At 22.0% G+C, this 26579-nt stretch carries 38 protein-coding genes and 1 pseudogene; 20 read left to right on the top strand and 19 right to left on the bottom strand.

Features of this window, described 5'->3' with window-relative positions; all coding sequences use genetic code 4:
* Positions 1-38: 38 nt before the first annotated feature.
* Both ABWV63_RS00940 and ABWV63_RS00935 read right to left on the bottom strand, forming a co-directional pair.
* Positions 39-1277, bottom strand: a pseudogene (locus ABWV63_RS00940) (IS256 family transposase).
* Between the two features lie 373 nt (positions 1278-1650).
* Complete coding sequence (locus tag ABWV63_RS00935) at positions 1651-1917, bottom strand: hypothetical protein (protein ID WP_353306446.1); 267 nt, start codon at positions 1915-1917, stop codon at positions 1651-1653.
* A 228-nt stretch (positions 1918-2145) separates the two neighbouring features.
* On the opposite strand from ABWV63_RS00935, the gene ABWV63_RS00930 reads away from it, so the two are divergent.
* Together ABWV63_RS00930 and ABWV63_RS00925 are read left to right on the top strand one after the other, a co-directional pair.
* Positions 2146-2493, top strand: a complete 348-nt coding sequence (locus tag ABWV63_RS00930; RefSeq protein WP_353306445.1) for an IS630 transposase-related protein — start codon at positions 2146-2148, stop codon at positions 2491-2493.
* A 64-nt stretch (positions 2494-2557) separates the two neighbouring features.
* Positions 2558-2923, top strand: coding sequence for a transposase (locus ABWV63_RS00925; protein WP_353306444.1), 366 nt, complete (start codon positions 2558-2560; stop codon positions 2921-2923).
* Positions 2924-3138: 215 nt separating this feature from the next.
* Here ABWV63_RS00925 and ABWV63_RS00920 read toward each other — a convergent pair whose 3' ends face one another.
* From ABWV63_RS00920 to ABWV63_RS00900, 5 genes are all read right to left on the bottom strand, one after another.
* Positions 3139-3954: a hypothetical protein gene (locus ABWV63_RS00920; protein WP_353306443.1), complete on the bottom strand. Its 816-nt coding sequence runs from the start codon at positions 3952-3954 to the stop codon at positions 3139-3141.
* A 53-nt stretch (positions 3955-4007) separates the two neighbouring features.
* Positions 4008-5666, bottom strand: coding sequence for a DAK2 domain-containing protein (locus tag ABWV63_RS00915; protein ID WP_353306442.1), 1659 nt, complete (start codon positions 5664-5666; stop codon positions 4008-4010).
* Positions 5667-5692: 26 nt separating this feature from the next.
* Positions 5693-5983, bottom strand: a complete 291-nt coding sequence (locus tag ABWV63_RS00910; RefSeq protein ID WP_353306441.1) for a hypothetical protein — start codon at positions 5981-5983, stop codon at positions 5693-5695.
* A 940-nt stretch (positions 5984-6923) separates the two neighbouring features.
* Positions 6924-7277: a transposase family protein gene (locus ABWV63_RS00905; protein WP_353305801.1), complete on the bottom strand. Its 354-nt coding sequence runs from the start codon at positions 7275-7277 to the stop codon at positions 6924-6926.
* Between the two features lie 23 nt (positions 7278-7300).
* Positions 7301-7723, bottom strand: a complete 423-nt coding sequence (locus tag ABWV63_RS00900; RefSeq protein WP_353306440.1) for a transposase family protein — start codon at positions 7721-7723, stop codon at positions 7301-7303.
* A 91-nt stretch (positions 7724-7814) separates the two neighbouring features.
* Here ABWV63_RS00900 and ABWV63_RS00895 point away from each other — a divergent pair, with 91 nt between their 5' ends.
* The 5 genes from ABWV63_RS00895 (at position 7815) to ABWV63_RS00875 (ending at position 11612) form a co-directional block, all read left to right on the top strand.
* Positions 7815-8306: an IS630 family transposase gene (locus tag ABWV63_RS00895; protein WP_353306439.1), complete on the top strand. Its 492-nt coding sequence runs from the start codon at positions 7815-7817 to the stop codon at positions 8304-8306.
* Positions 8269-8688, top strand: coding sequence for a transposase (locus tag ABWV63_RS00890; protein WP_353306438.1), 420 nt, complete (start codon positions 8269-8271; stop codon positions 8686-8688). The genes ABWV63_RS00895 and ABWV63_RS00890 overlap by 38 nt, the downstream gene beginning before the upstream one ends.
* A gap of 505 nt (positions 8689-9193) precedes the next feature.
* The gene (gene rsmG / locus ABWV63_RS00885) at positions 9194-9889 is read left to right on the top strand and encodes a 16S rRNA (guanine(527)-N(7))-methyltransferase RsmG (RefSeq protein ID WP_353306437.1); all 696 of its coding nucleotides are present in this window, start codon (positions 9194-9196) and stop codon (positions 9887-9889) included.
* A 78-nt stretch (positions 9890-9967) separates the two neighbouring features.
* On the top strand, positions 9968-10732 hold the full coding sequence (locus ABWV63_RS00880) for an AAA family ATPase (RefSeq protein ID WP_353306436.1): 765 nt from the start codon (positions 9968-9970) through the stop codon (positions 10730-10732).
* Entirely contained in the window at positions 10725-11612 is an 888-nt protein-coding gene (locus ABWV63_RS00875) for a ParB/RepB/Spo0J family partition protein (protein ID WP_353306435.1), read from the top strand. The genes ABWV63_RS00880 and ABWV63_RS00875 overlap by 8 nt, the downstream gene beginning before the upstream one ends.
* Positions 11613-11692: 80 nt before the next feature.
* Here the strand turns inward: ABWV63_RS00875 and ABWV63_RS00870 are convergent, their stop codons facing one another.
* From ABWV63_RS00870 to ABWV63_RS00835, 8 genes are all read right to left on the bottom strand, one after another.
* Positions 11693-12625, bottom strand: coding sequence for an IS256 family transposase (locus ABWV63_RS00870; protein WP_353306434.1), 933 nt, complete (start codon positions 12623-12625; stop codon positions 11693-11695).
* A gap of 156 nt (positions 12626-12781) precedes the next feature.
* Entirely contained in the window at positions 12782-13189 is a 408-nt protein-coding gene (locus ABWV63_RS00865; protein WP_353306433.1) for a transposase family protein, read from the bottom strand.
* Positions 13190-13281: 92 nt separating this feature from the next.
* Entirely contained in the window at positions 13282-13476 is a 195-nt protein-coding gene (locus ABWV63_RS00860) for a transposase family protein (protein WP_353306432.1), read from the bottom strand.
* Between the two features lie 1126 nt (positions 13477-14602).
* Complete coding sequence (locus tag ABWV63_RS00855; protein ID WP_353305961.1) at positions 14603-14827, bottom strand: hypothetical protein; 225 nt, start codon at positions 14825-14827, stop codon at positions 14603-14605.
* A 19-nt stretch (positions 14828-14846) separates the two neighbouring features.
* On the bottom strand, positions 14847-15062 hold the full coding sequence (locus ABWV63_RS00850; protein WP_353306431.1) for a hypothetical protein: 216 nt from the start codon (positions 15060-15062) through the stop codon (positions 14847-14849).
* Positions 15005-15268 (bottom strand): hypothetical protein, encoded by a 264-nt coding sequence (locus ABWV63_RS00845; protein ID WP_353305542.1) that lies wholly within the window; start codon positions 15266-15268, stop codon positions 15005-15007. Before ABWV63_RS00845 ends, ABWV63_RS00850 begins: the two co-directional genes overlap by 58 nt.
* 156 nt (positions 15269-15424) lie before the next feature.
* Positions 15425-15766: a hypothetical protein gene (locus ABWV63_RS00840; RefSeq protein WP_353306430.1), complete on the bottom strand. Its 342-nt coding sequence runs from the start codon at positions 15764-15766 to the stop codon at positions 15425-15427.
* Positions 15767-16041: 275 nt separating this feature from the next.
* Positions 16042-16908 carry an IS256 family transposase gene (locus tag ABWV63_RS00835; protein ID WP_353306429.1) on the bottom strand — a complete coding sequence of 289 codons (867 nt, stop codon included), beginning with the start codon at positions 16906-16908 and terminating at the stop codon, positions 16042-16044.
* Between the two features lie 134 nt (positions 16909-17042).
* Between ABWV63_RS00835 and ABWV63_RS00830 the strand changes: the two genes are divergently transcribed.
* The 5 genes from ABWV63_RS00830 to ABWV63_RS00810 all read left to right on the top strand — a co-directional run bounded on the left by ABWV63_RS00830 (position 17043) and on the right by ABWV63_RS00810 (position 19185).
* Complete coding sequence (locus tag ABWV63_RS00830; RefSeq protein WP_353306428.1) at positions 17043-17402, top strand: IS630 transposase-related protein; 360 nt, start codon at positions 17043-17045, stop codon at positions 17400-17402.
* A 164-nt stretch (positions 17403-17566) separates the two neighbouring features.
* Positions 17567-18004 (top strand): transposase family protein, encoded by a 438-nt coding sequence (locus tag ABWV63_RS00825; RefSeq protein ID WP_353305692.1) that lies wholly within the window; start codon positions 17567-17569, stop codon positions 18002-18004.
* Between the two features lie 7 nt (positions 18005-18011).
* On the top strand, positions 18012-18419 hold the full coding sequence (locus ABWV63_RS00820) for a transposase family protein (protein WP_353305654.1): 408 nt from the start codon (positions 18012-18014) through the stop codon (positions 18417-18419).
* 195 nt (positions 18420-18614) lie between these two features.
* Entirely contained in the window at positions 18615-19094 is a 480-nt protein-coding gene (locus ABWV63_RS00815) for an IS630 family transposase (protein WP_353306427.1), read from the top strand.
* Positions 19051-19185, top strand: a complete 135-nt coding sequence (locus tag ABWV63_RS00810; protein ID WP_353306426.1) for a hypothetical protein — start codon at positions 19051-19053, stop codon at positions 19183-19185. The genes ABWV63_RS00815 and ABWV63_RS00810 overlap by 44 nt, the downstream gene beginning before the upstream one ends.
* Here ABWV63_RS00810 and ABWV63_RS00805 read toward each other — a convergent pair whose 3' ends face one another.
* The gene (locus ABWV63_RS00805) at positions 19186-19548 is read right to left on the bottom strand and encodes a transposase (RefSeq protein WP_353306425.1); all 363 of its coding nucleotides are present in this window, start codon (positions 19546-19548) and stop codon (positions 19186-19188) included.
* A gap of 121 nt (positions 19549-19669) precedes the next feature.
* Between ABWV63_RS00805 and ABWV63_RS00800 the strand changes: the two genes are divergently transcribed.
* Positions 19670-20026, top strand: coding sequence for a transposase (locus tag ABWV63_RS00800; RefSeq protein WP_353306424.1), 357 nt, complete (start codon positions 19670-19672; stop codon positions 20024-20026).
* Positions 20027-20398: 372 nt separating this feature from the next.
* Here ABWV63_RS00800 and rlmB read toward each other — a convergent pair whose 3' ends face one another.
* Together rlmB and cysS are read right to left on the bottom strand one after the other, a co-directional pair.
* Positions 20399-21139, bottom strand: a complete 741-nt coding sequence (gene rlmB, locus ABWV63_RS00795) for a 23S rRNA (guanosine(2251)-2'-O)-methyltransferase RlmB (RefSeq protein WP_353306423.1) — start codon at positions 21137-21139, stop codon at positions 20399-20401.
* Between the two features lie 12 nt (positions 21140-21151).
* A complete protein-coding gene (cysS, locus tag ABWV63_RS00790; protein ID WP_353306422.1) occupies positions 21152-22483 on the bottom strand; it encodes a cysteine--tRNA ligase in 1332 nt (443 codons plus the stop codon).
* Positions 22484-22845: 362 nt separating this feature from the next.
* Between cysS and ABWV63_RS00785 the strand changes: the two genes are divergently transcribed.
* Genes ABWV63_RS00785 through ABWV63_RS00775 form a run of 3 tightly spaced genes read left to right on the top strand, consistent with a single transcriptional unit; the run spans position 22846 to position 24118 of the window.
* On the top strand, positions 22846-23424 hold the full coding sequence (locus ABWV63_RS00785) for an IS630 transposase-related protein (protein ID WP_353306421.1): 579 nt from the start codon (positions 22846-22848) through the stop codon (positions 23422-23424).
* A gap of 18 nt (positions 23425-23442) precedes the next feature.
* On the top strand, positions 23443-23730 hold the full coding sequence (locus ABWV63_RS00780; RefSeq protein ID WP_353307136.1) for a transposase: 288 nt from the start codon (positions 23443-23445) through the stop codon (positions 23728-23730).
* Positions 23690-24118, top strand: a complete 429-nt coding sequence (locus ABWV63_RS00775) for an IS3 family transposase (RefSeq protein ID WP_353306420.1) — start codon at positions 23690-23692, stop codon at positions 24116-24118. Before ABWV63_RS00780 ends, ABWV63_RS00775 begins: the two co-directional genes overlap by 41 nt.
* Here ABWV63_RS00775 and ABWV63_RS00770 read toward each other — a convergent pair.
* Positions 24099-24299 (bottom strand): hypothetical protein, encoded by a 201-nt coding sequence (locus ABWV63_RS00770; protein ID WP_353306419.1) that lies wholly within the window; start codon positions 24297-24299, stop codon positions 24099-24101. The genes ABWV63_RS00775 and ABWV63_RS00770 overlap by 20 nt on opposite strands.
* Before the next feature lie 351 nt (positions 24300-24650).
* Between ABWV63_RS00770 and ABWV63_RS00765 the strand changes: the two genes are divergently transcribed.
* From ABWV63_RS00765 to ABWV63_RS00750, 4 genes are all read left to right on the top strand, one after another.
* Positions 24651-24815, top strand: coding sequence for a hypothetical protein (locus ABWV63_RS00765; RefSeq protein ID WP_353306418.1), 165 nt, complete (start codon positions 24651-24653; stop codon positions 24813-24815).
* A gap of 91 nt (positions 24816-24906) precedes the next feature.
* On the top strand, positions 24907-25257 hold the full coding sequence (locus tag ABWV63_RS00760; protein WP_353306417.1) for an IS630 transposase-related protein: 351 nt from the start codon (positions 24907-24909) through the stop codon (positions 25255-25257).
* Between the two features lie 49 nt (positions 25258-25306).
* A complete protein-coding gene (locus tag ABWV63_RS00755) occupies positions 25307-25792 on the top strand; it encodes an IS630 family transposase (protein WP_353306416.1) in 486 nt (161 codons plus the stop codon).
* 37 nt (positions 25793-25829) lie between these two features.
* Positions 25830-26522, top strand: a complete 693-nt coding sequence (locus ABWV63_RS00750) for an SNF2-related protein (protein WP_353306415.1) — start codon at positions 25830-25832, stop codon at positions 26520-26522.
* Positions 26523-26579: the final 57 nt, after the last annotated feature.

Genomic DNA, 26579 nt, shown 5'->3' with positions numbered 1-26579 from the left:
AGGATTTTTAAAAATCTGTGTATCTTTTTACAAAGTTACTAGTTTAGATTAATTCCATCTTCAAATTTTATCATAAAATGAGCAATTGCTGTATTTCAATTTTGAATCGGCATTGTTCATTTTTTTGTTATATTTTCAATTGCTAAGTAAAATATTTTAAAAAATGCAATATCATTTGGAAAAAATTTTTTATTTCTAATAACTTTTCGTAATTGGCTATTAACAGATTCAATAGCATTTGTTGTATAAATCACTCTTTTGATTTCTGCAGGATAACTAATAAAAACCATTAAATTATCTCAATTTTTATATCATGATTTAGCAATTTGAGGATATTGTTTATTTCATTTACTTTCAAAAGATTCTAAAGCTTGAATTGCTCGTTCTTCACTACATGCACTATAAATTGGTTTTAAATCTGTAACTAGTGATTTTCTATGTTTGTATGAAACATATTTTAAACTATTTCTAATTTGATGAACTATGCATAATTGATGTTCGGTTTTAGGATAAACTGATTGTATTGCTTCTGACATTCCTGTTAAATTGTCACTACAAGCAATAAGAATATCATTTAAGCCTCGATTTTTCATTTCTGTGAAATTAGATAATCAAAACTTAGAACCTTCATTTTCACTAATTCATAAACCTAAAACATCTTTTTTACCTTCTAAATCAACTCCTAGTGCTATATAAACTGATTTGTTAATAATGCGTTTATCTTGTCGTACTTTAACTACTATACAATCAAAATAAACAATCGGATAAAAACTTTCTAATGGCCGATTTTGTCATGCTTTAACATCATCAATAACATCATCAGTAATTTGACTAATAACAATTTCGCTAATATCAGAACCATGATATAACTCTTGTAACTGCATTCTAATATCTGATAAAGTCATGCCTTTGGCATATAATGAAAGAACTTGTTGATCAAAACCATCAAATCTTCTTTGTCTTTTTGCAACTATTACTGGCTGAAAATTACTATTACGATCTCGTGGTACATTAATCTCGATTTTACCTTGTTGAGTTATTAATTTTTTTGAACTTATACCATTACGAGCATTATCACTATTATTATGTTGATGTTTTTAATATCCTAAATAATTTTGCATTTCATAATTCAACATTTTTTCAACTAATCTTTTTGTTAATTCTTTATATAAACATCCCTCTTTAAAAACTGTTGTTAAATCTTCAGTATTTTCTAATAATAAATCTACTGCTTTTGATATTGGATCATTATTATTAATATTTTGTTTTTTAGACATAAGTAACTCACTCTTTATAGTTATTTAATTTTATTTACTAGAATTAATTAAACATAGTTATTTTTGTAAGTTACACAGATTACTAAACATTACGTTTTTAGGTAATGTTTAGTAATCTGTGTAACTTAGTGATTTTACAACTAAAATTTATTTAAAAAACACAGTTTTTAGGAAAGTCCCAAAATTCTGCCTTTTAAATTAATAGCCATGATATGTTTTCTTCCTTTCATTTCCTAATATCTTTATTTAATTTAACATTGATATACAATATGGTCAACACTCTGGCCACATGACAATTCATAATTAGTAATTTCATAAACATGGATATGTATTATTATATTTAATTTTTAACTCAAATTTATTAACAAAATAATTACTTGCTGTTAATAAATTGTTGAACTAAAAGTTGTTTTAAATATTTTTCTAGTGAAATAATATATTCTTTTTTAGAATTCCATTCTTTCAAAATTTGATTGATTAAGTAAGAACATATTTTTTTATCTTGGATAATACTCGTTACAACAAACTTTTTAATATAAAATACTCCAATATCATTTCTGATAAAAATTTTAGCAAGTAATAAAACTATTTTTAATTTATTAATTTTTGAATATATATTAATAGCGGACTTACTTTGCATTCAGTATTTTCCTTAACTTAAAATATTCTTTTTTCTATCTCATAGTTAACATTTAAAACCTTTTTTATATTTTTGCAATACATATACAAAAAATTACTAATGAATATATAGCTAACTAAAGTAATGTTTACTCATAAATAATGTAAAATAATAATATGTAATTTAAACAGTTTTTGAATTTAAAAGTACAATTCAGCAATATTTAAAATAGATTAGGGAGATTAAATTATGCCAAAACCATACAGTGAAGACTTACGAAGAAAATTAATAGAAGCCTATGAAAGTAAAAACATGAAAATTAAAGAAATTTGTAAAGTGTTCAATATTACTAGAAAGACTTTATTCTTATGAAGAAAAATAAAAAAAGAAACTGGGCATATAAAACCAATTTTGAATTATCAAAAAGGACATAGCCACAAAATAAAGGATTTAGATGAATTAAAAAATTATTTAGCGCAAAATAAAGATGTTACAGTTCAAAAAGTAATTGAAAAATTTGGTGATATGACTAAAGAAACAGTTTATAACTATTTCAAAAAACTAAATTATACTATCAAAATGCAATTAATTTTATAAATATGGTTGATCCGAAAAAGGTAAAAGATTATTTGATAATAAATCCACATATAAAATAAAAAGAATGAGTATAATTGGTTCACTAAATAAAGGTAAATTAAAATCCCTACGAGCATTTGAAGGACATTGCAACAGTAAAATTTTTGAATCATATGTAAAAAATATACTAATTGCAGTATTAAAGCGTGGACAAATTATAGTTTTAGATAATGCAACGTTTCATAAATCTAAATTAACACAACAATTAATTGAAAATGCTGGATGCAAACTATTATTTATTCCACCATATTCTCCTAATTTAAATCCAATTGAACATTTTTGATTTGCTATAAAACATAATATAAGAAAAATATTACCAAATTATTTACCAAATATTAAAAAAGCGATTGATTTTGTTTTTCAAGATATGAGTAAACATTACTTTAGTTAGCTATATATATTAAATTAATAAGCGTATTTTATTGTATATTTAAAATTTAAAACTATCAAAATAAAATTTTAAATATACAATAATAAATGAAAATGAAAAATATTGGTTTAGTAATTAAATGTAAAATTAAAAAAAACTTTAAAACTTACTAAAATATTCTATTTTAGTAAGTTTTAAAAATAATGTTTTATCAATAAAAATTAATATAATTTTAATTATTTCTCATTTTGCTGTGTATACATCACAATACGTAAAATAAGTTGTAATATTTCATAAATCATACGAATCAAGTAATAAATAAACTTAATTTGAAAAATTCAACTAATAGCACGTATTTCTTTTTCATTTAAAATACCAACAAGATTTTGACAAATTTCTTTTCTTGATTTAGCATAAAAAATCATTTGCATTGAAGAAAAAATAATTAATAAAACACTACCTAAAATTGATAAAACAATTGAAAATATATTGGAGCTCGCTGCTGATAAAGTAATTCAATAATTAGCAGGTGAAAGAGCAAATAGAATGGAAAGTGCAAAAGGAATTAAAACAAAAAATAATGTTATTTTACGAGAAAAATCTCATCAAAAAGTATTAAAACGACTACTATTTGAACTACTTACTGCCCAAGTACTTTCCATTGCCATTGCTAAAGTATAAATAGAACGACGGTGATAAGTTCATGGTAATAATCTTAAAGTAAAATTACCATTATTAAATAAATATGGCCTTAAATAAAAAAAACTAGGTTGAACAGTAATACTATTAATATTACCAAATCCTTTAAATTTTATTCTTTTTGCATTAATACCGTATGTTTTTAAATATTTTTGAGATAACTCGCCACCAGTTAAATTAGCACTATTTTCACGATGGAATCAAGAATACTTAATTCAAGTGAAAAATCAAATCATAGTAACAACAAACAAAATTATACCAACAATAGCCACTAAGCTTGCTAAAACAATTAAACTAGTTGATCAAGTCTTTGGATCATTTGGATTAACTGAGGATAATAATAAATTAGTCATAATCTTCTCCTTTCTAACTATTTGAATAGAGTCTACAATATTATAACATAGTATTATTCAACCACGAAAAGAAAGTTATAAACTTCTTGATCACCATCAACAATTTCATATTCAATATCATAATCTTCATCTAAAATTTTTTTCATAAAATTAATTTGATCTTTTGAATAACCTTTACCTTTAAAAATAGTAATTATTTCTGCGCCATCTCAAATTAATTTAGTAAACAATACTTTAATTACATTAAATAAATTTTCATTTGAAGCAATAATTTTTTCTTTACCATCTTTATTACGAAAACTAACAGCAGAAAAAAATTGTTTTTTTCCAATTTTAATACCATCTATTTCAACATCACGATCAGCAACTGTTATATAACCAAAAGCAGCAGATTTAATATCACTTCACATATTTTTATTATTTTCTTTTGCACTTAATTCAGGATTAAAATTTAAAGCAGCGCGCATACCTTGAGCAATATTTTTAGCAGGTAATACAAAAACTTTTGATTTTTTTTCTAATTTTCTTGCTTGTTCTGCTACTAAAAATAAATTACTATCATTTGGTAAAATAAAAACATTTTTTGCGTCGACAATTTCAATTGCCTTTAAAAAGTCATCTGTTGATGGATTAATTCTTTTTGAATACATAATAATATTGTTAACCTTTAATGAATCTCTAAAAAAGGTTTCAATTCCTCTACCGGGAACAGCAGCAATTAAAGCAAATTTATTATTTAATTTACGAATTGGTTTAGTAGTTTGTGTATGTGCTTTTGCCTGTTCGGTCATATTTTCAATTTTTACTTTTAAAATTTCACCAAATTTCTGAAAATAATTTAAAATTTGACCCGGTTTTAAAGTATGAACATGAACTTTAATTAAATCTTCATCATCTACTAAAACTATTGATTGACCATCCATTGTTTCTAAATCAGTTCGTGTTTTGCTTAAATTAAAATCTAACTTACTAACTTTATTTAGTTTTACAATAACTTCTGAACAATAACCAAAGTTTTCTTGATTTAAAACCATTTCTAATTTTGCTGTATCTTGTTGTTCTAATTTTTTCTTTGGTGAAATAGTTTTACCATGCTTTAAACCATACACCATACCTTCAACAATATAAACTAAACCAGCACCACCCGAATCAACAACTCCTACTTTTTTTAAAATTGGCAATAAATCAGGTGTTCTTTTTAACGATTCATTCATTCCTTCTAGTAATTTTTCAAAAATATAAAGCGAATCTTTGCCTGTTATTTCTAATTCATTAATATAACTAGCACCATCTTTAACAATAGTAAGAATAGTACCTTCTACTGGTTTCATAACTGCACGATATGCATAATCTTGTGCACTTTTTCAAGATTTTAATAAATCTTCATTACTAATGAAATCATTTTTTAAATCTTTTGTTTTTATAGTTTGAAAAAAACCACGAAAAATTTGAGATAAAATAACTCCAGAATTACCACGCGCACCCATCATTAAACCACGAGAAAAAGTAGTAGCAAATGTTTTTAAACTATCATATTCTTTGCCATTTAATTCTTTTATGCCATTCATCATTGTTAAATTCATATTTGTTCCAGTATCACCATCAGGTACGGGGAAAACATTTAATTTATCAACTTCAAAATGATGATTATAAAGATTATTAGCACCGCTAATAAGCATAACTTTTAAGGTTTTAATATCAATTTTTTTCATTTAATTTCACCTTATGTTTTCTTTTATTATTCAATTAAATCATGAACAAAAATGTTAATTACTATATATTCTTGATGTTTAATAATCTTTTCAACAATATATTTTAAATTTTTCTGAGTTTGATTCATAATATTTCAAATATTATTATTAAAAAAACAAACTATATTAATATCAATAATTCAACCTAAATCAGACTTGTTAACTTTAATTCCATAATTATTATCTTTTTCATAAATATTGGCAACACCTGGTACAGATAAAATACTTTCTGATAATGCTTTTTTAATAATGTTCGTAATATCTTTATCTTTTTCCACATAATCACCCCTATTATATTAATAATAAATTAAATTTATATAAAATAAAATATCTTATAATTTTTATAGTCTCTTACATTATACCTAATATAATAATCAAGACAATAATAATCTTAAAGATAAAGATATTATATATTGATAATGGTTTTTTCTATATAAAAACATAATTAAGAAAAACTAAACTACCTAATTATTAAATATAAAATACTATCTATAATTTTAAAAATTAATATTAATATTACTTTACTAATATTAATACAATAATAATTAAATAATTACTTATTTTTAACTGTCTTATTTTTATACTTAAACATTATATAATAGAAAATAATAAAATTTAAAATATATAAAATACTATCTAAACAAAAGTATAATTAATAATTAAACTATACTTCAAAAATTTACTATATAAATTTTAGGCATTTTTGCGTTTTTAATCGTAATCTTATTTTTTGCAAAAATTGCAAATACAATTTTCATAATAATAATTACATATTTCAATAAATTATCTCCTATTTTATATAAAAAGATTATCATTTTTTAAAATAAAAATTAATTTAATGATAATGAAAATATATTAACTTCTTAATAACTAAATTTAACGTTCAAATACTTATTAACCATTGTAATTTTATATATATCTAACTAAATTAATGTTTACTTATAAATAATGTAAAATAATAATAGACATATTCCGTAAATAAATTTAATCAATTGTCAATAATAATATTTATAAATTTTTTAGTGTTAATAATTATAGAAGTTAATATTTTTAAAAAAATACTTTAAAAATAAATTGATATTTCAAACACAAAAATTGTTAATATTATTTTTATATTAACTTGATAAAAATTTAAATTTTTAAAAAAATATTAAAAATATTTTTTTATTTTAATGGTTTTGTTTTATTAAAAATTTCACAAAGTAAGTTAAATCTTAATTACATAAGTCTAAATATACTTTTTCTACATTTATTTATTAAAATTTTGAATCTTTTTAATCAAGCAAAAACATGTTCAACTTTAATTCTAATTTTTGAAATAATTTTATTGTAGATTTTTTCTTGTTTAGTTAATTTTTTATTTTTAGTTTTTTTAATTGGTAATATAGTATTTTTATAAATATTTTGTATTCCTTGATATCCCAAATCACCAATAATTATTGTTTTTTCTGAAAATTCAAGATTTGAATTTTTTAATATTTGAAAATCATGTACTTTTCCATTATCAGCAAAAATATCAACAATTTTTTTATTAAAAAAGTCATATATAATTTGAAATTTTATAGAAAACATTCAACTTTTACCAGAAAAATATTCTAACTGTAGTTTTTTTTAGTTGGTCTTTCAATTTCAATTTCAGTTGAATCAATTAAATAAAATTGAAATTCATTTAAATCTTCTTGTTTTTTCTCAATTTTTGATTTATATTTTGTTTTTAAAAACTGATAATCTTTGTCATCACTAAGTTTATTTTCTACTCAAGTAATATTTCGAAAACAAATTGATGCACTCATTTTATATTTAATACTCATTTGGAAAAAAGTATAATATTCTTTTCAGTATACTAAAGTCATCATTAATCTTTCTTCAACTGAAAGTTTATATTTTCTACCTTTAGTTTTTTTTAAATTTTCTATTTCAATTAATTTTGTTAACATTTCATCAAAATGAAAACGTTTTATACCAAAATATATATAAAATTGTTCATTTTTTAACTTTTTTAAATTTTCAAAATTCATTTTTATCAACACCTTATTAATTTATTAATAAAGAAATTATAAAATAAATTTTAAATTATTAATTGACTTTTAAAAAATTTATTTACGGAATATGTCTAATGAAGATTTAGTATATATTGATGAGTCTGGAATTGATGATAATGAATTTTATAAATATGGTTGATCTGAAAAAGGTAAAAGATTATTTGATAATAAACCCGCATATAAAATAAAAAGAATGAGTATAATTGGTTCACTAAATAAAGGTAAATTAAAAGCCCTATGAGCATTTGAAGGACATTGCAACAGTAAAATTTTTGAATCATATGTAAAAAATATACTAATTCCAGTATTAAAGCGTGGACAAATTATAGTTTTAGATAATGCAACGTTTCATAAATCTAAATTAACACAACAATTAATTGAAAATGCTGGATGCAAACTATTATTTCTTCCAACATATTCTCTTAATTTAAATCCAATTGAACATTTTTGATTTGCTATAAAACATAATATAAGAAAAATATTACCAAATTATTGACCAAATATTAAAAAAGCGATTGATTTTGTTTTTCAAGATATGAGTAAACATTACTTTAGTTAGCTATAAAATAAAAAGAATTAGTATAATTGGTTCACTGAATAAAGGTAAATTAAAAGCCCTATGAGCATTTGAAGGACATTGCAACAGTAAAATTTTTGAATCATATGTAAAAAATATACTAATTCCAGTATTAAAGGGTGGACAAATTATAGTTTTAGATAATGCAACTTTTCATAAATCTAAATTAACACAACAATTAATTGAAAATTCTGGATGCAAACTATTATTTCTTCCACCATATTCTCCTAATTTAAATCCAATTGAACATTTTTGATTTGCTATAAAACATAATATAAGAAAAATATTACCAAATTATTGACCAAATATTAAAAAAACTATTGATTTTGTTTTTCAATATATAAGCAAACATTACTTTAGTTAGTTATATTTGGTCAAGTTTATTTTTATATTATTTGATAGGATTTGTTCAATTGTTAATTTCTATAATGGTATTTAATGAACTATTATTAATAGATTTTGTTAGTTCGTTTGAAAAATTAAGTAAAATTTTCATTTTTTTCTTTTTCCTTTCAATGGTATCAATTAAAACATAAAAACTCATTTACTTTAAATTAAGCAATGAGTTAAAAAACTTTTATAATTTTTTTAATAATAATTATTATATGTGTTAATTATATTTGAGTTTAAAGAAAATACAACGAAAATGATATTTTAAGCATTTTAAATTATTTAATTAATTATTAATTAAAAATAACATTAAATTTTGAAGGATAGTAGTTATGTGATAAAATTTCAAGCATATACTAAAAAAACATTATAATTAAATATAAAATTATAATTAAATTATATTTAATTATTTAAAGCATTATATTTATAGTCTACTTTAAATAAAGTATTTTATTAAAAGATTGATTTAGGAGTAAGCAATGAATAAAGATTGAACTATAGGTTTAACTAATTTAACTTTAACAACAATAATGGAACAACAATTAAGTCGGTATTATAAAATTTTAATTGCTGAAAATAAAAAATATAACTTAACAACAATTATTGAAGAAGTAGAAGTTTATTATAAACATTTCTATGACGCTCTTTTAATTAGTAATAACATCACTTTGGATGATCAAAATATTTGTGATGTCGGTATTGGTGCTGGTATACCAGGAATAATTTTAAAAATTTGTTTTCCCAAATTACAATTAACTATTATTGAATCAAATACAAAGAAATGTCAATTTCTAAAAAAACTAATTACTGAATTAAACTTAGAAAACGTTTATATAATTAATCAAAGAGCAGAAGTGTTTGCTCATCAATATCGTGAAACATTTGATATTGTAACAGCAAGAGCATTAGCACCGCTAAATATTTTAAGTGAATTATGTTTAGGATTAGTAAAAGTTGAAGGATTATTTATTGCCTATAAGGGGCTTAAAGTTGAAGAAGAACTTGCGTTGGCACAAAATAGTATTAACACAATGGGTGCAAAGTTAATTAATCAATTTACTGTTCAATTACCAAACAACTATGGTCAAAGAACAATCCTTCATTTTCAAAAATATAAATTATGTGCTTTAAAATATCCAAGACCTTATCAACAAATTAAAAGTAAACCTTTGTAAATAATATTAATTAAAATTAGTGTTAAACTTAATTAGTAGGATAAAATATTAGTCTATTAATTTAGAAAGGTAATTATTATGGGCAAAATTATTGCAATTGCTAATCAAAAAGGTGGAGTTGGAAAAACAACTACTGCTACTAATCTTGCTGCAGGTTTAGGTATAAAAAATAAAAAAGTGTTACTTATTGATTTGGATCCACAAGGTAGTGCTACTATTTCAATGGGTTTTGCTGCTGATAAAGTTGAACAAGATATATATGATGTTTTAGTACATGATGTTCCATTGGAAAAAGTCATTAAAACTGAAGTTTGTCAAGGAGTAGATTTATTACCATCGACCATTTCTTTGGCGGGAGCCGAAATATTTTTATTAGAGCAATCTCGTAATAAAAGAAATATTTTATTAGAAAAATTAGAACCCGTAAAGGAAGTATATGATTTTATTATTATTGACTGTCCGCCTAGTTTAGGATTAGTTAATCGTAATGCTTTAGGTTCAGCTAATTCAGTTATTATTCCGTTACAAGCTGAGTTTTATGCATTAGGTGGTTTGGCACAATTATTATCTACTATTCGTTTAGTACAACAATTATTTAATCCCAATTTAGAAATTGAAGGCATTTTATTAACTATGGTTAATATTAGAACAACTTCTTCTGTTGAAGTTATCAAAGAAATTCAAAAAAATTTTAGAGAAAAAGTTTATAAAAATTATATTCCAAGAAATGTAACCCTAAGTGAAGCACCAAGTCATGGTAAAAATATTTTTAGTTATCGGCCACGTTGCAGTGGTGCTATTGCTTATCAAAGTTTAGTGAATGAGGTGTTAAATAATGTCTAATGATAAAAAAAATCGTATTTCTGCTAAAGGCTTAGCATCAATTTTTGGTGAAGGTTTAAATGATTTGATAACTAACATTGAAAGTTCACCAGAAATTGCTAAAACTTTTTCACAAACTATTTCTCTTGCTAAAATTATTCCTAATCCATATCAACCACGTGTAGTATTTAATGAACAAGAAATTAAAGAACTAAGTGATTCAATTAAAATTCATGGTTTAATTCAACCAATTATTGTTAAAAAAACGATAACAGATGGTGTTTTTCAATTAGTTGCTGGTGAACGTAGAACTAAAGCTGCAAAATTAGCAGGTTTAACAGAGATCTCTGCAGTAACTATTGAAGTAACAGATCAACAATTAATGGAATTTGCTTTGATTGAAAATATTCAACGTGTTGATTTGAATGCTTTTGAAGAAGCACAGGCATATCAAACTTTAATTAGTAAAATGAAATGAACTCAAGAACAACTCTCACAAAAAGTTAATAAATCACGTAGTCACATCGCTAATACTTTACGAATTTTGCAATTGCCAGTAGATATTTTACAAATGCTTCAACGCAATGAATTAACAATGGGTCATGTTAAACCATTATTAAGTTTAGGTACTAATCTTAATTTAATGGTAACTATCGCTAAAAGGGCATATAGCGAACAATGAAGTGTTCGTAAGGTTGAAGATGTTATTAAGATGCAACAATTAAGTTTAAATCAAAAACAAAATGTTAATAAAAAGTCAGATCTTCATTTAGTAGCATTAGAAAATACTTTATCAATAACTTTAGATACTAAAGTAAAAATCAATAAAAAACAACTAATCATCAATTATAGTAATCACAAAGAATTAAATCGAATTTTAGAATTTTTAAAATCAATATAAATTTAAAATGAGTATAAATGTTTTAAAGGTAATGTTTAGTAATCTGTGTAACTTACAAAAATAACTATGTTTAATTAATTTTATTTACTTTCAAAAGATTCTAAAGTTTGCATTGCTTGTTCTTCACTACATGCACTATAAATCGGTTTTAAATCTGTAAATAGTGATTTTCTATGTTTGTATGAAACATATTTTAAACTATTTCTAATTTGATGAACTATGCATAATTGATGTTCGGTTTTAGGATAAACTGATTGTATTGCTTCTGACATTCCTGTTAAATTGTCACTACAAGCAATAAGAATATCATTTAAGCCTCGATTTTTCATTTCTGTGAAATTAGATAATCAAAACTTAGAACCTTCATTTTCACTAATTCATAAACCTAAAACATCTTTTTTACCTTCTAAATCAACTCCTAGTGCTATATAAACTGATTTGTTAATAATGCGTTTATCTTGTCGTACTTTAACTACTATACAATCAAAATAAACAATCGGATAAACAATTTCTAATGGCCGATTTTGTCATGCTTTAACATCATCAATAACATCATCAGTAATTTGACTAATAACACTTTCACTAATATCAGCACCATGATATAACTCTTGTAACTGCATTCTAATATCTGATAAAGTCATGCCTTTGGCATATAATGAAAGAACTTGTTGATCAAAACCATCAAATCTTCTTTGTCTTTTTGCAACTATTACTGGCTCAAAATTACTATTACGATCTCGTGGTACATTAATCTCAATTTTACCTTGTTGAGTTATTAATTTTTTTGAATTTATACCATTGCGAGCATTATCACTATTATTATGTTGATTTTTTTCATATCCTAAATAATTTTGAATTTTAGAATTCAACATTTTTTCAACTAATCTTTTTGTTAATTCTTTATATAAACATCCCTCTTTAAAAACTGTTGTTAAATCTTCAGTATTTTCTAATAATAAATCTACTGCTTTTGATATTGGATCATTATTATTAATATTTTGTTTTTTAGACATACGTAACTCACTCTTTCTAGTTATTTAATTTTATTTACTAGAATTAATTAAACATAGTTATTTTTGTAAGTTACACAGATTACTAAACATTACCTATTATTTTTATATTAACTTGATAAAAATTTAAATTTTTAAAAAAATATTTTTAATATTTTTTTATTTTAATGGTTTTGTTTTATTAAAAATTTCACAAAGTAAGTTAAATCTTAAGTACATAAGTCTAAATATACTTTTTCTACATTTATTTATTAAAATTTTGAATCTTTTTAATCAAGCAAAAACATGTTCAACTTTAATTCTAATTTTTGAAATAATTTTATTGTAGATTTTTTCTTGTTTAGTTAATTTTTTATTTTTAGTTTTTTTAATTGGTAATATAGTATTTTTATAAATATTTTGTATTCATTGATATCCCAAATCACCAATAATTATTGTTTTTTCTGAAAATTCAAGATTTGAATTTTTTAATATTTGAAAATCATGTACTTTTCCATTATCAGCAAAAATATCAACAATTTTTTTATTAAAAAAGTCATATATAATTTGAAATTTTATAGAAAACATTCAACTTTTCCCAGAAAAATATTCTAACTGTAGTTTTTTTTAGTTGGTCTTTCAATTTCAATTTCAGTTGAATCAATTAAATAAAATTGAAATTAATTTAAATCTTCTTGTTTTTTCTCAATTTTTGATTTATATTTTGTTTTTAAAAACTGATAATCTTTGTCATCACTAAGTTTATTTTCTACTCAAGTAATATTTCGAAAACAACTTGATGCACTCATTTTATATTTAATACTCCTTTGGAAAAAAGTATAATATTCTTTTCAGTATACTAAAGTCATCATCAATCTTTATTCAACTGAAAGTTTATATTTTCTACCTTTAGTTTTTTTAAAATTTTATATTTCAATTAATTTTGTTAACATTTCATCAAAATGAAAACGTTTTATACCAAAATATCTATAAAATTGTTCATTTTTTAATTTTTTTAAATTTTCAAAATTCATTTTTATCAACACCTTATTAATTTATTAATAAAGAAATTATAAAATAAATTTTAAATTATTAATTGACTTTTAAAAAATTTATTTACGGAATATGTCTATTTAATTTTCATTGCGTTGCTCATTATCATTTGTGTTTTCTCCAATTTCATTATTTATTTTTTTAGTTTCTTTAATAATATGTTTTAATTTATTTTCAGCCATTAAATGGTCAATATTATCATATTCACCAATTGCTTCTTATTGTGACATTGTACCATTATTTAATCTTGAATTAATAATTTGGTCTTGTACAATTTGGTCAGTCATAGCAATTGGAATAAATTTAAAACTATAAGGTCTTTCTCCAATTCCATTTCAATAATTTTGACCACTTTCTTTTTTTTGAATAAGTAACTAAAATATCAAGCATTCTATAAATATAAGGATTATAATGTGCAATTTTTGTTTCTGTAGTTTCCATATCATATTTATTATTAAACATACTTTGAGTTTTATTAGTATAAACATCACTACTATGTTCATCATAATCATAACCAGAACCATTAAATATTAATTTAGCAGTATTATTAATATCTAATCAATAGACATATTCCGTAAATAAATTTAATCAATTGTCAATAATAATATTTATAAATTTTTTAGTGTTAATAATTATAGAAGTTAATATTTTTAAAAAAATACTTTAAAAATAAATTTATATTTCAAACACAAAAATTGTTAATATTATTTTTATATTAACTTGATAAAAATTTAAATTTTTAAAAAAATATTTTTAATATTTTTTTATTTTAATGGTTTTGTTTTATTAAAAATTTCACAAAGTAAGTTAAATCTTAAGTACATAAGTCTAAATATACTTTTTCTACATTTATTTATTAAAATTTTGAATCTTTTAATCAAGCAAAAACATGTTCAACTTTAATTATAATTTTTGAAATAATTTTATTGTAGATTTTTTCTTGTTTAGTTAATTTTTTATTTTTAGTTTTTTAATTGGTAATATAGTATTTTTATAAATATTTTGTATTCCTTGATATCCCAAATCACCAATAATTATTGTTTTTTCTGAAAATTCAAGATTTGAATTTTTTAATATTTGAAAATCATGTACTTTTCCATTATCAGCAAAAATATCAACAATTTTTTTATTAAAAAGTCATATATAATTTGAAATTTTATAGAAAACATTCAACTTTTACCAGAAAAATATTCTAACTGTAGTTTTTTTTAGTTGGTCTTTCAATTTCAATTTCAGTTGAATCAATTAAATAAAATTGAAATTCATTTAAATATTCTTGTTTTTTCTCAATTTTTGATTTATATTTTGTTTTTAAAAACTGATAATCTTTGTCATCACTAAGTTTATTTTCTACTCAAGTAATATTTCGAAAACAACTTGATGCACTCATTTTATATTTAATACTCATTTGGAAAAAGTATAATATTCTTTTCAGTATACTAAAGTCATCATCAATCTTTCTTCAACTGAAAGTTTATATTTTCTACCTTTAGTTTTTTTTAAATTTTCTATTTCAATTAATTTTGTTAACATTTCATCAAAATGAAAACGTTTTATACCAAAATATCTATAAAATTGTTCATTTTTTAATTTTTTTAAATTTTCAAAATTCATTTTTATCAACACCTTATTAATTTATTAATAAAGAAATTATAAAATAAATTTTAAATTATTAATTGACTTTTAAAAAATTTATTTACGGAATATGTCTAATATATGAAAATGAACTGCTCCACGAGTTTGATATTCATAAACATAAAAATGTTTCAATTAACCTAAATATTTAGAACGTTTAGGGTCATTTCATCATTTCTTTAATTTAAGAAAAAATAAGCGAATATCTTTTTTTGTTTTTCTAATATCTTGCATATTATCTTTATAAGTTAAAGTAAGAAAACTTAACATTTGACTATCATAAAAATTATGTAGTGCTTTTTGTATCAAATTAGTTTTATTACGAGAAGTATTATTTCTTAATTTCTGTTTATTGCCAACATAATATTTACCCCCAATATTTCCAAAATTATTTAAAAAAGAAATAGGCAAAACAACGTTTTTAACATAAGAAGCATAAGAAACATTTTTGATATAAAAATCTTGTTGAGTATCCATATAAAAAATCCTTAGCAACACTATTATAAAAATAGCAAATTTTATATTTTAATAACAAACAAATCTTAACATAAAAAATTATAAAAGCAAACACAAAACAAAAATGATACTTAATTTAATAAAGCAAACACAAAACAAAAATGATACTTAATTGATACTTAATAAATAGCATTATAACATCAAATATAATGATAAAAACTTTTACAATAGTATATAATTATAAATAAGTAAGGCTTGAGGCTTTTTAAAAATCTGTGTATCTTTTTACAAAGTTACTAGTTTAGATTAATTCCATCTTCAAATTTTATCATAAAATGAGCAATTGCTGTATTTCAATTTTGAATCGGCATTGTTCATTTTTTTGTTATATTTTCAATTGCTAAGTAAAATATTTTAAAAACTGCAATATCATTTGGAAAAAATTTTTTATTTCTAATAACTTTTCGTAATTGGCTATTAACAGATTCAATAGCATTTGTTGTATAAATCACTCTTTTGATTTCTGCAGGATAACTAATAAAAACCATTAAATTATCTCAATTTTTATATCATGATTTAGCAATTTGAGGATATTGTTTATTTCATTTACTTTCAAAAGATTCTAAAGCTTGCATTGCTCGTTCTTCACTACATGCACTATAAATTGGTTTTAAATCTGTAACTAGTGATTTTCTATGTTTGTATGAAACATATTTTAAACTATTTCTAATTTTATGAACTATGCATAATTGATGTTCGGTTTTAGGATAAACTGATTGTATTGCTTCTGACATCCCTGTTAAATTGTCACTAAAAGCAATAAGAATATCATTTAAGCCTCGATTTTTCATTTCTGTGAAATTAGATAATCAAAACTTAGAACCTTCATTTTCACTAATTCATAAACCTAAAACATCTTTTTTACCTTCTAAATCAACTCCTAGTGCTATATAAACTGATTTGTTAATAATGCCTTTATCTTGTCGTACTTTAACTACTATACAATCAAAATAAACAATCGGATAAACACTTTCTAATGGCCGATTTTGTCATGCTTTAACATCATCAATAACATCATCAGTAATTTGACTAATAACACTTTCGCTAATATCAGCACCATGATATAACTCTTGTAACTGCATTCTAATATCTGATAAAGTCATGCCTTTGGCATATATAGCTAACTAAAGTAATGTTTACTTATAAATAATGTAAAATAATAATATGTAATTTAAACAGTTTTTGAATTTAAAAGTACAATTCAGCAATATTTAAAATAGATTAGGAAGATTAAATTATGCCGAAACCATACAGTGAAGACTTACGAAGAAAAGTAATAGAAGCCTATGAAAGTAAAAACATGAAAATTAAAGAAATTTGTAAAGTGTTCAATATTACTAGAAAGACTTTATTCTTATGAAGAAAAAGAAAAAAAGAAACTGGGCATATAAAACCAATTTTGAATTATCAAAAAGGACATAGCCACAAAACAAAGGATTTAGATGAATTAAAAAATTATTTAGTGCAAAATAAAGATGTTACAGTTCAAAAAGTAATTGAAAAATTTGATGATATGACTAAAGAAACAGTTTATAACTATTTCAAAAAACTAAATTATACATATAAAAAAAACTTTTCTATATGAACAAAGAGATAAAAACAAACAAGAAGATTTTTTAAAAGAAATAGCTAAAATAATGAATGAATATTTAGTATTATATATTAGACATATTCCGTAAATAAATTTTTTAAAAGTCAATTAATAATTTAAAATTTATTTTATAATTTCTTTATTAATAAATTAATAAGGTGTTGATAAAAATGAATTTTGAAAATTTAAAAAAATTAAAAAATGAACAATTTTATAGATATTTTGGTATAAAACGTTTTCATTTTGATGAAATGTTAACAAAATTAATTGAAATAGAAAATTTAAAAAAAACTAAAGGTAGAAAATATAAACTTTCAGTTGAAGAAAGATTGATGATGACTTTAGTATACTGAAAAGAATATTATACTTTTTTCCAAATGAGTATTAAATATAAAATGAGTGCATCAAGTTGTTTTCGAAATATTACTTGAGTAGAAAATAAACTTAGTGATGACAAAGATTATCAGTTTTTAAAAACAAAATATAAATCAAAAATTGAGAAAAAACAAGAAGATTTAAATGAATTTCAATTTTATTTAATTGATTCAACTGAAATTGAAATTGAAAGACCAACTAAAAAAACTACAGTTAGAATATTTTTCTGGTAAAAGTTGAATGTTTTCTATAAAATTTCAAATTATATATGACTTTTTTAATAAAAAAATTGTTGATATTTTTGCTGATAATGGAAAAGTACATGATTTTCAAATATTAAAAAATTCAAATCTTGAATTTTCAGAAAAAACAATAATTATTGGTGATTTGGGATATCAAGGAATACAAAATATTTATAAAAATACTATATTACCAATTAAAAAAACTAAAAATAAAAAATTAACTAAACAAGAAAAAATCTACAATAAAATTATTTCAAAAATTAGAATTAAAGTTGAACATGTTTTTGCTTGATTAAAAAGATTCAAAATTTTAATAAATAAATGTAGAAAAAGTATATTTAGACTTATGTACTTAAGATTTAACTTACTTTGTGAAATTTTTAATAAAACAAAACCATTAAAATAAAAAAATATTTTTAATATTTTTTTAAAAATTTAAATTTTTATCAAGTTAATATAAAAATAATATTAACAATTTTTGTGTTTGAAATATAAATTTATTTTTAAAGTATTTTTTTAAAAATATTAACTTCTATAATTATTAACACTAAAAAATTTATAAATATTATTATTGACAATTGATTAAATTTATTTACGGAATATGTCTATTGATGAATCCGGAATTGATGATAATGAATTTTATAAATATGGTTGATCTGAAAAAGGTAAAAGATTATTTGATAATAAACCCGCATATAAAATAAAAAGAATGAGTATAATTAGTTCACTAAATAAAGGTAAATTAAAAGCCCTATGAGCATTTGAAGGACATTGCAACAGTAAAATTTTTGAATCATATGTAAAAAATATACTAATTGCAGTATTAAAGCGTGGACAAATTATAGTTTTAGATAATGCAACGTTTCATAAATCTAAATTAACACAACAATTAATTGAAAATGCTGGATGCAAACTATTATTTCTTCCGCCATATTCTCTTAATTTAAATCCAATTGAACATTTTTGATTTGCTATAAAACATAATATAAGAAAAATATTACCAAATTATTGACCAAATATTAAAAAAGCGATTGATTTTGTTTTTCAAGATATGAGTAAACATTACTTTAGTTATCTATAATATAAGAAAAATATTACCAAATTATTGACCAAATATTAAAAAAGCTATTGATTTTGTTTTTCAAGATATGAGTAAACATTACTTTAGTTAGTTATAATAAAAGAACTTTTTGATCAAAACCATCAAATCTTCTTTGTCTTTTTGCAACTATTACTGGCCCAAAATTACTATTACGATCTCGTGGTACATTAATCTCAATTTTACCTTGTTGAGTTATTAATTTTTTTGAATTTATACCATTGCGAGCATTATCACTATTATTATGTTGATTTTTTTCATATCCTAAATAATTTTGCGTTTCAGAATTCAACATTTTTTCAACTAATCTTTTTGTTAATTCTTTATATAAGCATCCCTCTTTAAAAAATGTTGTTAAATCTTCAGTATTTTCTAGTAATAAATCTACTGCTTTTGATATTGGATAATTATTATTAATATTTTGTTTTTTAGACATAAGTAACTCACTCTTTCTAGTTATTTAATTTTATTTACTATAATTAATTAAACATAGTTATTTTTGCAATTTACACAGATTACTAAACATTACCAATAAACCCGCATATAAAATAAAAATAATGAGTATAATTGGTTCGCTAAATAAAGGTAAATTAAAAGCCCTATGAGCATTTGAAGGACATTGCAACAGTAAAATTTTTGAATCATATGTAAAAAATATACTAATTCCATTATTAAAGCGTGGACAAATTATAGTTTTAGATAATGCAACGTTTCATAAATCTAAATTAACACAACAATTAATTGAAAATGCTGGATGCAAACTATTATTTATTCCACCATATTCTCCTAATTTAAATCCAATTGAACATTTTTGATTTGCTATAAAACATAATATAAGAAAAATATTACCAAATTATTGACCAAATATTAAAAAAGCGATTGATTTTGTTTTTCAAGATATGAGTAAACATTAATTTAGTTAGCTATAAATCAAAAAGCAAATTGAAATCAAGGAGTTTGTGCTGAAAGTGATGTATCACATCTTGTTAAATCTTTAAAAGGATATGGTGCTAAAATTTATAATGATAAAGTACTTGATAATTTACTTTTAATTAATTCAGCAAGAATTAATAAATTAAAACTTTTACTTTAAATTGTTAAAACTTAATAAATCTTAACCTAAATAGTTAGGAATTTTTAGTTTAGATAATTTTAAAATAAGAGTCTAAAATACTTGAATAAATCTATAAAAAGGTATATAATTTAACCAAAAATTAATAATTTAAAGTTGTCTTTTATTTAAAGAAAATTAAATTATAACTATTAACTTTACTCACCCTTAAAATTTACGATAATTTTAACGTTTCAACGTAAATATAGTTTGCAATAATACCACAAGCAACGCTAGCATTAAATGATTCTATTTTTGGACTTATTGGTATTTGAACAATATAATCGGTATGTTTTAATAACTTTGAACTTATCCCTTCACCTTCATTACCAATAATTAATGCTAAGTCGCTACTACAATCAATAGTAAAATAATCAATTGCTTTTGCTGTTTTAGCAGCAGCCAAAATTCAAAATTTATATTTTTCTTGTAAATTATTAATTGTGGAAGTTAAATTATTAACTTGACAAACTGGAATAATACTTAGAGCACCGGCTGCAGCCTTTGCAACTGCACCATTTATTTCAGATTGATTACGATTTAAAACAATTACACCATCAAAGTCATTACCCGCTGCAATTCTTAACATTGAACCAAAATTATGTGGATCAGAAATACGATCTAAAATTAAAATTCTTAAAAATTTAGATGTTGAATCAATATTAATTAATTTATCAAAAGAAAAATATTGATAGTCTTTAACATTAGCAGCAATATTTTGATGTTTAGTAGTACCTAATAAATTATTCATTGCTTGTAAACTAATAATTTCATAAGGAATATTTACACTTTTTAAATCTTTTTTCAATTCTTGGTACTTATCTTGAACTAAAAAAACTTTTTGAATTTTTATTAATGATGATGTTGATAATGCAGCAATAATAGGGTGATAACCATAAATATATTGTAATGCCATAATTTCGCTCCTTTAAATAATATTCAAATCTTTTAATTCTTGACGAATTTTATCAGCTTCTTGGTATTGTTTTTCCTTTTTTAGTTGTTCTCATATTTTAATTTTATTTTTAATTTTTTCAGAATAATTACCAACTTTAAAATCAAATCCTAATATTTTTAAAGCAAAGGTAAAAGTATAAAAAAATTCTTGAAATTCTTCATTAAAATTTTTTTTAATAAGTGCTTCATTTAATTTTTTAATCATATTTTCAATTAAAGTAATAGTATTAGTTGTGTCAATATTATTTGATAAATTTTTAATAATTTGTTGATAATAAATTGAATGATGATTATTATTACATATTATATTGTTAATAAATATTTGATATGTTCATTGTTTTAAAACATTTTCATATTTTTTTGTTGACGCTAATCCATTTTCAATTGTTTCCTTATTAAAATCAATTGGTTGTTGATGATCACGATTTAATATTAAATATCGCAATACATTTGGATGATATTGCTGACAAAATTCTTTAACCAAAATAAAATTATTTAAAGATTTTGACATTTTTTCATTAGCAATATTAACATGACCATTATGTCATCAAATATTTGACATTTTTTTATTATTAGCCGCAACAAATTGAGCTCGTTCATTTTCGTGATGAGGAAATTTTAAATCAACACCACCACCATGTAAATCAATAGTTTGACCATTAAATAAATCCTCAACAAAACAAGCACAATCAGTATGTCAACCAGGTCTTCCTTTCCCTCACGGACTATTTCAACTAATACCTATTGTTGTTGATTTTCACAAAGCAAAATCTAGATTATTTTCTTTAGCAACTAAATTTTTAATTCTAAAATTTGGAATTAAATCATCAATATTTTTATGTGCCAAACTTCCATAATCTTTTAACTTATTAACTTTAAAATAAACATCACCAGCAGTAACATATGCATAATCTTTAATAATTAATTTATTAATAAATTCAATAATCTTTGAAATATATTCACTTACTTTTGGCAATTTTGTAGGAGAAATAATATTTAATTTTTCTAAGTCTTCATAATATGCTAACGTATATTTTTCAGTAACTTGTTGTTCTGTTATTTTTAAATCCGCAGCTTTCTTAATAATTTTATCATCAATATCAGTAATATTATGAACATAATTTATTTTATAATTTTGATCAATTAATAAACGATGTAAAACATCAAAAACAAGTACACCACGAATATTGCCGACATGAATATAGTTATAAACAGTAGGACCACATAAATACATATTAACTTGCTTTTTATTAGGAGCAAGCAATTGCAATCTTTGTGAAAAACTATCATAAATTTTAATCATTTAATTAACCCTTCTTAATAAATTTTAGTTTTCATATACTCTATTATACTGTAAAGAATATCGATCTGTAACAAAATAATTTTTTAAATTTAAAATTCTCTTTAACAAAGAGAATCATTAATCATTAAAAAACTATTAATTATTTGAAATTTCATAATTTTTGATAGATATCATTTTTATTTTTTTATTTTTTTTCAGTTATATAAATTTCCTTTATTAGCAGAAGTTATTGTTCCTATATATAGCTAACTAAAGTAATGTTTACTCATAAATAATGTAAAATAATAATATGTAATTTAAACAGTTTTTGAATTTAAAAGTACAATTCAGCAATATTTAAAATAGATTAGGAAGATTAAATTATGCCAAAACCATACAGTGAAGACTTACGAATAAAAGTAATAGAAGCCTATCAAAGTAAAAACATGAAAATTAAAGAAATTTGTAAAGTGTTCAATATTACTAGAAAGACTTTATTCTTATGAAGAAAAAGAAAAAAAGAAAATGGGCATATAAAACCAATTTTGAATTATCAAAAAAGACATAGCCACAAAATAAAGGATTTAGATGAATTAAAAAATTATTTAGCGCAAAATAAAGATGTTACAGTTCAAAAAGTAATTGAAAAATTTGGTGATATGAATAAAAAAACAGTTTATAACTATTTCAAAAAACTAAATTATACATATAAAAAAACTTTTCTATATGAACAAAGAGATAAAAATAAACAAGAAGATTTTTTAAAAGAAATAGCTAAAATAATGAATGAAGATTTAGTATATATTGATGAATCTGGAATTGATGATAATGAATTTTATAAATATGGTTGATCTGAAAAAGGTAAAAGATTATTTGATAATAAATCCGCATATAAAATAAAAAGAATGAGTATAATTGGTTCGCTAAATAAAGGTAAATTAAAAGCCCTATGAGCATTTTAAGGACATTGCAACAGTAAAATTTTTGAATCATATGTAAAAAATATACTAATTCCAGTATTAAAGCGTGGACAAATTATAGTTTTAGATAATGCAACGTTTCATAAATCTAAATTAACACAACAATTAATTGAAAATGCTGGATGCAAACTATTATTTCTTCCACCATATTCTCCTAATTTAAATCCAATTGAACATTTTTGATTTGCTATAAAACATAATATAAGAAAAATATTACCAAATTATTGACCAAATATTAAAAAAGCTATTGATTTTTTTCAAGATATGAGTAAACATTACTTTAGTTAGCTATAGTGTAGGTACTAAAAAAGATGCATCATTAGTATATCAAGCATTTATGTGCTCAAATAGTTGTTTAAAAAATATTCAAATATTTCATAGCGATCGCGGTAATGAATTTAATAATAAAACTATTGATAAACTTTTATTAGCCTTCAATATTACCCGCTCTTTAAGCAAAAAAGGTTGTCCTTATGATAACGCTGTCGCTAAAGCAACTTTCAAAACTTTCAAAACAGAATTTATTAATGATAAAAATTTTACATCATTAATCCAATTAAAATTAGAATTATTTGATTATATCAATTGATACAACAACATAAGAATCCACAGCACTCTAAACTACTTAACCCCCATAAAAAACCAAGCACAAATGTCTACCAAAAAACAGTCCTAAAAAAAGTTGCCATTCCAATACTAAATGTTTGATGACATTTTAAACATCTTATTCTTCTCAAATCAGAAACATTCAAACTAGAAGAAGCACACCTGATACATTTCATTAATTTCAACTTCGCTATATATTTCAAACAATCGTTTTCATTTTGAAATATGCTATTGAATTCATTTCAATTCATTTTTTCCTCCACACTAGTACATGTGGGGATAATTTCCTTATTAATAATCTAATATTTACTAACAAAAATAAATTTTTTTTCATTTATATTAATTTTATTATAATATTTAATATCATATACAAACACTAAAGTAGGTTAATAATGTTAGAAATCATAAGTCTTAATAATAAACATATTACAATTAAAGTGAAAAAAAATAAAAAATAAATTTTAAATGCACTAGGTATTATTGATATCAATAATACCTAGTGCATTTAAAATATTTAATACTCCGTTTGCTCTTGAAATACTACTTAAATATACAAATAATAATGATAAATTAAAACAAATATATGAGCACTCACTAATATCATGAAAAAAATCCAACAAGAAAAAAACTTAAATGATTATCCAGGTAATCCTAAACTAAGACATTATCAACGTGTTGATGTTGCAATTTTAAAAGCAAATAAAAGATTTGGCTTATTTAATGAAATGCGTACTGGTATATCTAAATCAAGTAATGTTTACTCATAAATACTGTAAAATAATAATATGTAATTTAAACAGTTTTTGAATTTAAAAGTACAATTCAGCAATATTTAAAATAGATTAGGAAGATTAAATTATGCCAAAACCATACAGTAAAGACTTACGAATAAAAGTAATAGAAGCCTATCAAAGTAAAAACATGAAAATTAAAGAAATTTGTAAAGTGTTCAATATTACTAGAAAGACTTTATTCTTATGAAGAAAAAGAAAAAAAGAAACTGGGCATATAAAACCAATTTTGAATTATCAAAAAAGACATAGCCACAAAATAAAGGATTTAGATGAATTAAAAAATTATTTAGCGCAAAATAAAGATGTTACAGTTCAAAAAGTAATTGAAAAATTTGATGATATGACTAAAGAAACAGTTTATAACTATTTCAAAAAACTAAATTATACATATAAAAAAACTTTTTTATATGAATAAAGAGATAAAAATAAACAAGAATATTTTTTTAAAAGAAATAGCTAAAATAATGAATGAAGATTTAGTATATATTTATGAATCTGGAATTGATGATAATGAATTTTATAAATATGGTTGATCTGAAAAAGGTAAAAGATTATTTGATAATAAATCCGCATATAAAATAAAAAGAATGAGTATAATTCGTTCACTAAATAAAGGTAAATTAAAAGCCCTATGAGCATTTGAAGGGCATTGCAACAGTAAAATTTTTGAATCATATGTAAAAAATATACTAATTCCAGTATTAAAGCGTGGACAAATTATAGTTTTAGATACTGCAACGTTTCATAAATCTAAATTAACACAACAATTAATTGAAAATGCTGTATGCAAACTATTATTTCTTCCGCCATATTCTCCTAATTTAAATCCAATTGAACATTTTTGATTTGCTATAAAACATAATATAAGAAAAATATTACCAAATTATTGACCAAATATTAAAAAAGCTATTGATTTTTTTCAAGACATGAGTAAACATTACTTTAGTTAGCTATAAAACACCCACTATTTTAACAGCATTATCAGAAATGAAAACTAATAAAATATTATTTGTTGTTCCTAAGTCAACTATTTTATTAACATGGGTTCCCGAAATTAAAAAATGAACTACCTATAATTCTATTACTATTAAAGATGATATTACTAAAGCGCGAACAGAAAAATATAATCAATTTAAAAATAGTAATAATTGTATTTTAGTAGTTTCTAAAAACACTTTTAAAAATGATATAAAAAATAAATTATTAACTAAATTTGATTTTACATTAGTTATTGATGAAGCACATTTTTTAAGAAAATACAAAACTGCACAAAGTTCAACAATTTTGGAAGTTGCAAATAAAGTATCATCAGTTTATTGTTTAACTGGTACTCCTGCTAATAATCATCCTAGTGTTATTTTTGGTATATTAAAAATTATTGATAATAAACTATATAAAAATATTGATTATTGAGATTTTGTTGCTCGTTACTTTGGAATAATTAGAAAACGTATTACCAATTTTGTAACTATTAATATACCAAAACCAAATGTTAAACCACAACTAGCAGCAGAATTTGATTATTTAGTTAAAAAAATATCAATTATGCGTAAACAAATTGATGTACGTAATGAAATGCCAAAAATTATTAAAAATGATTTAATTTTAACTATGCCCAAAGCACAAACTGCAATTTATTATAATAATCTTGAAACTATGAAACAAGAAATTATTTTATAATAAAAAATCTAAAATAACTTTTTTACAAATATTTATCAAATTAAGAACTATTTGTTC

Source organism: Spiroplasma ixodetis, from assembly GCF_040369795.1.
Taxonomy (GTDB): domain Bacteria; phylum Bacillota_I; class Bacilli_A; order Mycoplasmatales; family VBWQ01; genus Spiroplasma_E; species Spiroplasma_E ixodetis_B.
The sequence above is the reverse complement of the archived record's forward strand: the minus strand, read 5'-3'. Positions and strand labels throughout refer to the sequence as shown.